This window comes from Thermostichus sp. MS-CIW-40, assembly GCF_054058315.1.
Genome location: NZ_JBSSAC010000037.1, coordinates 21,872 through 28,128, shown reverse-complemented (window position 1 = coordinate 28,128; position 6,257 = coordinate 21,872). Strand labels below are relative to the sequence as shown.

General features: G+C 58.3%; 6 protein-coding genes. 4 read left to right on the top strand and 2 right to left on the bottom strand.

Annotated features, from left to right (window positions below; genetic code table 11):
* The first annotated feature begins 291 nt into the window (after positions 1-291).
* Both ACVWXF_RS10995 and ACVWXF_RS10990 read left to right on the top strand, forming a co-directional pair.
* Entirely contained in the window at positions 292-777 is a 486-nt protein-coding gene (locus tag ACVWXF_RS10995; RefSeq protein WP_011432453.1) for a 2Fe-2S iron-sulfur cluster-binding protein, read from the top strand.
* Positions 778-942: 165 nt separating this feature from the next.
* The gene (locus ACVWXF_RS10990; protein ID WP_414342541.1) at positions 943-2,328 is read left to right on the top strand and encodes an FGGY-family carbohydrate kinase; all 1,386 of its coding nucleotides are present in this window, start codon (positions 943-945) and stop codon (positions 2,326-2,328) included.
* A 458-nt stretch (positions 2,329-2,786) separates the two neighbouring features.
* Here ACVWXF_RS10990 and ACVWXF_RS10985 read toward each other — a convergent pair whose 3' ends face one another.
* A complete protein-coding gene (locus tag ACVWXF_RS10985) occupies positions 2,787-3,008 on the bottom strand; it encodes a hypothetical protein (protein WP_414342539.1) in 222 nt (73 codons plus the stop codon).
* Positions 3,008-4,861 carry a S8 family serine peptidase gene (locus tag ACVWXF_RS10980; RefSeq protein WP_414388311.1) on the bottom strand — a complete coding sequence of 618 codons (1,854 nt, stop codon included), beginning with the start codon at positions 4,859-4,861 and terminating at the stop codon, positions 3,008-3,010. The genes ACVWXF_RS10985 and ACVWXF_RS10980 overlap by 1 nt, the downstream gene beginning before the upstream one ends.
* 203 nt (positions 4,862-5,064) lie before the next feature.
* Between ACVWXF_RS10980 and ACVWXF_RS10975 the strand changes: the two genes are divergently transcribed.
* Both ACVWXF_RS10975 and ACVWXF_RS10970 read left to right on the top strand, forming a co-directional pair.
* A complete protein-coding gene (locus ACVWXF_RS10975) occupies positions 5,065-5,781 on the top strand; it encodes a MotA/TolQ/ExbB proton channel family protein (protein WP_049749560.1) in 717 nt (238 codons plus the stop codon).
* 3 nt (positions 5,782-5,784) lie between these two features.
* Positions 5,785-6,210, top strand: coding sequence for an ExbD/TolR family protein (locus ACVWXF_RS10970; RefSeq protein WP_414421989.1), 426 nt, complete (start codon positions 5,785-5,787; stop codon positions 6,208-6,210).
* Positions 6,211-6,257: the final 47 nt, after the last annotated feature.

Here is a 6,257-nt window from a genome sequence, read left to right as displayed (position 1 = left end):
CACATGGCCGGCACTGCGTTTTTAAAGGGCGTCGGCTACGGTCGGCGCTATCCTTCCCCGCCCTGAAGGACGGGGCTTGCCGCGCCTTTTGGTCAAGTTTCTGAAGCCTACACCAGCAAGACCTATAGTTGGAGTGCCGAGAAGGCTCAGAGGGCATTCGTATGCACCGAGACCTGAATGGCACATGGGGGATTTTCCTGCATGCTTAGGTAGAACTGCCCTGTTCCGGCAATCTGCATTGGTGAAAGATGCTAGCTTTTTTAGCATCCAGTAGCCCAAAAAGTGCGGACTATGGTCAAGCGTGTGCGGTTGGATCCCATTGCCCAAGTGTCTGAAATCGCCACCAACAGCAATTTGCTCTCGGTGCTGCTGCAAGAAGAGCTGAATGTGTTGAAAGAGTGCGGTGGGCGCGGCCTCTGCGCCACCTGTCATGTGTACGTTAAGGAGGGGATGGAGTCTTTATCCCCGATGAGCAAGCGGGAGCAGCGCACCCTGGAGGTGATCACCACCTGCAAGCCTAACTCTCGCTTGGCCTGCCAAGCGCGGGTGCTGGGGGAAGGGGTGGTGGTGGAATTGCCTGCCGGGATGTACATCCATGCTTTTCAGGATATCGAGGCGTTGATCGGTCGGCGAGCGGAGCAGCCACTTTTGCACCCTGTAACCGGCGCGGTTTTGGTGCAGGAGGGCAAGCTGATCACCCGCTCGGTGCTGGAATCGGTGAGAGGGCTGGATCTGGATATCCAAGAAGCGTTGGCTCGGAGCAGCCAGGAGTTTTGAAATTGTGATCGCGACAGCGGGCCGGAGTCCTTTCCCATCCTTTAGGCCAGTTTGAGCCACTTGGCCACCCCATCTATACAGAGAGCATTCTTGGGCCTTGGGCACTCCATCATGACAAGGCATTTTCCTTCCTAATGATGAGCTGATGATGAGATGAGTACCCCTATGCCCCCTGTGTTTCTTGGGATCGATCTGGGCACTTCTGGGATGCGGGTGGTGGCCCTCTCAGAGCAGGGGGAGGTGGTGGCCAAAAGCGAGCGCCAGTGGGATCCCCCAGAGACCAATCCGGGCCGCTGGTTGCGAACCCTGAAAGCCCTTTTGGGACAACTGACCGCGCAACTGGGGGAGCAGTATTCCATTGCAGCTCTGAGTGCTTGCAGCACTTCCGGCACCATTCTGCCGGTGGATGGTCGAGGCATGCCGTTGGAACAGGCGTGGCTGTATTCTGACCCACGGGGCCAGGCTCAGGCCAAGCAATTAGGGATCCCTGCCAGTTGGGGTCTCAGCCGTTGGCTGTGGTGGGCGGAAGCCTATCCTGATCAGTATCGAGACAGCTACTTGGCCCATCCGGCGGACTTTTTGCTGAGCCAACTGGGGGGGCGCAGGCAGGTGACCGATCACACCCATGCCCTCAAGAGCGGTTTCGACCTGGAGGCCTACACCTGGCCTCAGGAGTGGTTGGCGCGGCAGGGCCTAAACCCCAAGCATTTCCCCGAGGTGGTACCGCCGGGAACGGTTTTAGGAACGGTGCGAGCAGACTGGGGGTTGGGGCCGGAAGTGCTGATCGCGGCAGGGATCACCGATGGCTGTGCCGGGCAACTGGCGGCAGGGGCTATTCGCTTGGGGCAGGTTTCCACCAGCTTGGGCACAACCCTTATTTTTAAGGCCAACAGTCCGGATCCCATACAAACCCCAAGCATCTATTCCCATTTGCACCCGGACAGTGCTCCGCACCGCTGTCGCGAACGAATGGTTTGGTGGCCGGGGGCCGCCTCTTTTTGTGGAGGCGGAGTTTTGCCTCATTACTTCCCCGACGGCAACCTGCAAATGCTGGATCAGCAAGCTCAGGCTTATCTGCCCACCGGGCTGGTCAGCTATCCCCTTTGTCAGCCGGGAGAGCGTTTTCCCATTGTCGATCCCCGGTTCGCCGGGTTCTTGCCGGAGGCAGAAGAGGGATCCCCCCGTTTTTACGCTGCTTTGTTGGAGGGGGTAGCGATGGTGGAGCGGCTGGGGCTGGAAACGTTGGCCGCTCAAGGGATCCCAGTGCCAGAGCAGAGCCCGATTTTCACCACCGGTGGAGGCAGCAAAAGCCCTCTCTGGTTGCGCCTACGCGCCAGCATCCTTGCTCGTCCCTTGGCTGTGGTGAAACACCCGGAGCCGGCTGTGGGGGCAGCCATCTTGGCCGCTTCTGCCTATTGGTGCTGCTCTGTCCAACAGGCTGCCGATCGATTGGTACAGGTAGAACGCTATGTTCAACCGGATCCAGAGTGGGTGAAGTCTTACGCAGAGATCTACTCGGTCTTTCACAGCCGCCTGAGCAACCTGCTTTGACATGTTCCCTGCTCTACTGGCTTGCTTCCCCGTAGCGGTAGGGTGAGGATTCTTGTTACTGGTTCCACAACAGCCCTTGCCGCAAAGGATCCCGTCCCGCTTTCGCCAGTAGGTTTCCCCTCTAAAACAGCGATGATGGTTTCCCAGTTGTTCAGGCTACAGACTTATGACTATGCAAGTATTAAGCGGTCACGGGATACAGCTGCCTACCTACGTTTTTTGAGCTTCGTGAATGCTCAGCCGTGGAAACGAGATTCTTTTTAAACGGAAATGAAATATTTTCGTCGCATTGCTTCCTAACTTTCCTTCTCTCCTAATTTAAAGAGAAGCTAGGGGTGAGGGTCGGCAGCGAGGTGTCTCAATCTTGTTTGAAGCGACTGTAAAAGCATTCTGACATCGAAAAGCAGGGATCCCCGCTTGGGGATCCCCGATTGGTATGGCCGGAGCCGCAAGCCAAGCTAGGGCTGCCGCTGGAAGCTCTTGACTTCTAAAACCGGCCCTACCTGAGCCACCGTCACCATGTCTTCTCTGATCTGTCCCTGGATGGTGACCTCTAGTCCTTCTTGCAAGAGCTCTTTGGGGGCACGGAAAAGGGCGTAGTGCTCGCCGGAAGGCAGGGTTAGCACCCACACCCCCCCTTCAATATCCAGGAACTGGATGGTACCGCTGTACTCTTGCATCACCGCCTCAGCGCCAGCCCGGTTGCCGTGGACTGAGATTCCGTAGCCGCTTGCGCTCCCAAGTAGGCCAGGCCCAGGCAGAGCAAGCCATTGAAGAGCAAGAAGGAGCGACCCAACCAAGCAGAGGATCCAAGCCATAGCACCCCCTCATAGAACAGGGATCCGGACAAGAGCAGATGCGAGGCCATGCCAATGCACAGGCCGATCACCGCCCAGCGCCAGCGCCGATGGCCCAGGAGCAGCAACATCAACAGGCCTGGGATCAACACGCTGGCAAATAGGGGGTTCAAGGCATTGGTCTGGGCAAAGGCGGTGCCCAACTCCGGCAGGGAGCTACCCGCCAATTGGAAGGGCCAACGGGGGCCACCGACAATCGCCAACCCCTGCAAGGGGAAAAGACCGGCGCTGCCCAAAAGCATCCCAGCCAGCAAAGGCACCGTCTGCAGCAGCCGCTTGGGAGCCAGCCACCAGCGGATCAGCACCAGGATAATGTAGCCGCCCACCACCATCAGCAGCTTCGGCACCAGAGCAATCGGGCCACCATCGAACCAGAAGCGTGGGTTGAGGTAGCCATTGTTGTTCAGGTACTGCAGGAAGTCCTTCAACCAGAGCACCAAGGGGTTTTCCTCCTGTTGCCCTGTGGCCCTGGCCAGCGCCTTGGCTGCATCCAAACGACCAGCCCCGTAGAAGTTCTGTTTGTCGCCGGGCACTGGGGTAGCCGACATTTTCAGCACTTCCTCCACCTTGTCCGGGTCTTTGATGCCCTGAGCCTGGATCAGAGCTGCCACACCGGCTACGTGGGGAGTGGCCATGCTGGTGCCTTGGAAGTAGGCAAAGACCGGCTCGTTGGGGTTACGACGATTGATGGTTTGCTGCAGAATGCCGTACTCGGGGTGATCAGGCGTTTTGGCTCCGCCGGGAGCAGAGATGTCCACCCCCACCCCATAGTTGGAGTAGGGGGCTTTCTCCCCGTTGGGCCCCGTGGCCGAGACAGCGATCACATGCGGGTAACGGGCCGGGTAGCTCACCTGGTTGGAGTTTTCGTTGCCAGCGGCTGCGATCACCGTCACCCCCTTACTGTGGGCATAGGCCACCGCCTCCTCCATCAGTTGGGCAGAAGCGCGGCTACCCAGGCTGAGGTTGATGATCGTAGCCCCGTGGTCGGCAGCATAGCGGATCCCTTCCACCACATCCGACAGGGATCCAAAGCCATTGGCATCCAACACCCGTACCGGCATGATCTTGGCCTTGAAGGCAATGCCGGCTACACCCAAGACATTGTTGGTGGATTGGGCGATGGTTCCCGCCACATGGGTGCCGTGGCCGTTGAGGTCTTCCGGATCCTCATCGTCATCCACAAAGTCGTAGCCCTTCACAAATTGGGTTTGGGCCAGGTCGGGAACTCGGGTTACTCCCGTGTCCACCACGGCTACCGTCACCCCTTCCCCTTGGGAGATGTCCCAGGCTTCTGGCATGCGGATGGCCCTGAGGTTCCATTGCTGGGGATAGAGGCGGTCGTTGGGCACGAAAGCCGCCTGGAATTGATAGTTGGGGTGAGCATACTCGATCAAGGCTTCGTCGGTGAGCCGCTTAACCAGCCGCCGCGTGGATCCCAGGTGGTCGGCATCCACGTCAAACAGGTAGATCGCTTCTTGGCGGGCAAAAGCGCTGTCGCTGCTGGGGCGGAGCGTCAAGTGATACTCTTTAGCGATAGCGGCAATCTGACTGGGGGTGGCCGTGTTTACAAAATTGACCACGATGCTGTCGTAGGGGGCGGATCCCTTGCCGCAAGCCGTCAACAGCAAGGCCATCAAGCCGGCGCAGCAAAGACCCAACCAGCGTCTGAATTTCATAATTCACGCCCTCGGGATCCAAAACTAAATTGTTGCAACCAGTATGCCCTCTGGATTGACAATTGACGAGATGAGAGCCGGCATGGGGGCAAAATTGCCAAAAGGTGCAACCTTCGCCGCGCAAGAAGGGATCCCAGCCCTGCCGAGAAAGTGCTATGACAAGATGAGCGTAAACTGCCGCTTGGAGGGGGGAATCGGGATCGATGGATAGAGTCTTGCAGCTCATGATCCAGGGTTGGTATTACTCCATCCCCCTGTTGACGTTCTCGGTCTTCTCGGTGGCCTGTTGCATTGAGCGGGTGCTGTTTTGGTGGAAGATCACCCATCGGCAGGAGGAGGTGGTGCAGCAAGCCCTGAGCCAGTACCGCCGCAACCCACGCGCTGCCCAGTATTTGCTGGAGCAAAATGCCGATCTGCCGATTGCCCGCATCTTTTTGGCCGGGTTGGAGCTGAACGAGGCCAGCCCGGAAGATTTTAAGCTGGCTCTGGAAACGGCCCTGGCGGCAGAAGTGCCTCTGCTGAAGCGCTTCAACACGGTCTTCGACACCGTAATCACCGTTGCCCCCTTCTTGGGCTTGTTGGGCACGGTCACCGGCATCATCCAGATCCTCAGCTCCATCCAACTGGGGGATATCGGCGGCACCGATACGCAGGGGGTAGGTCGGGGGATCGCCGAAGCCTTGTACTCGACGGCCTTTGGACTGATTGTGGCTATTCCCACCCTGTTGATTTCCAACGTCTTCCGCTCTTTGTACCTGCGGCAACTCTCTAAGATCCAAGAGTACGGCGGCATGCTGGAGCTGCTGCATCGGCAGCGGCAAGAGATGCAGGCCCAACAGCTTTCCCAGTATTCCTACACCCAATCTAGCCCCAGTGGCAGCTCCACCCTTCCCCCCTACTCCTCGCTTGAGCCCTCGTAGCCTATGCGAATCCCGGAAGAAAACTTTAGATCCGGCGAGATCAACATCGTGCCTTTGATCGATGTCATTTTTTCGATCTTGGTGTTTTTCGTGATTGCCAGCCTGGTGCTCACCCGCTCCGAGGCTCTGGATGTCAACCTGCCGGACGCGACCACAGCTGAAGTTCGTCTGCAGCCGGATGTAACGGTGAGCGTGACGGCGGAAGGACAGATTGCCGTCAATCAGGAGAAAATTGCCGATATTTCTGCCCTGATCCCAGCAGTGGAACGCATCCTGGCCGAGAAGCCGGCTGAAGGGCGGCGCTTGGTGGTGATCAACGCCGATTTGGCCCTCTCCCACGGCAAGGTGGTGGAGGTGATGGATACTCTGCAGCGGGTGCCCAATGTCAGCCTGGCAATTGCCGCCCGCCGTCCTGCCAATAGCCGGTAGCTAGGTCTGGGCTAATTTGGGCCTCGGACCAAGTCCTGACGAGACAG

Excerpts from the sequence above, each read along its gene's own strand:
- ACVWXF_RS10995 (WP_011432453.1), top strand. The coding sequence starts at position 292 with ATGGTCAAGCGTGTGCGGTTGGATCCCATTGCCCAAGTGTCTGAAATC.
- ACVWXF_RS10990 (WP_414342541.1), top strand. The coding sequence starts at position 943 with ATGCCCCCTGTGTTTCTTGGGATCGATCTGGGCACTTCTGGGATGCGG.
- ACVWXF_RS10985 (WP_414342539.1), bottom strand. The coding sequence starts at position 3,008 with ATGCAAGAGTACAGCGGTACCATCCAGTTCCTGGATATTGAAGGGGGG.
- ACVWXF_RS10980 (WP_414388311.1), bottom strand. The coding sequence starts at position 4,861 with ATGAAATTCAGACGCTGGTTGGGTCTTTGCTGCGCCGGCTTGATGGCC.
- ACVWXF_RS10975 (WP_049749560.1), top strand. The coding sequence starts at position 5,065 with ATGGATAGAGTCTTGCAGCTCATGATCCAGGGTTGGTATTACTCCATC.
- ACVWXF_RS10970 (WP_414421989.1), top strand. The coding sequence starts at position 5,785 with ATGCGAATCCCGGAAGAAAACTTTAGATCCGGCGAGATCAACATCGTG.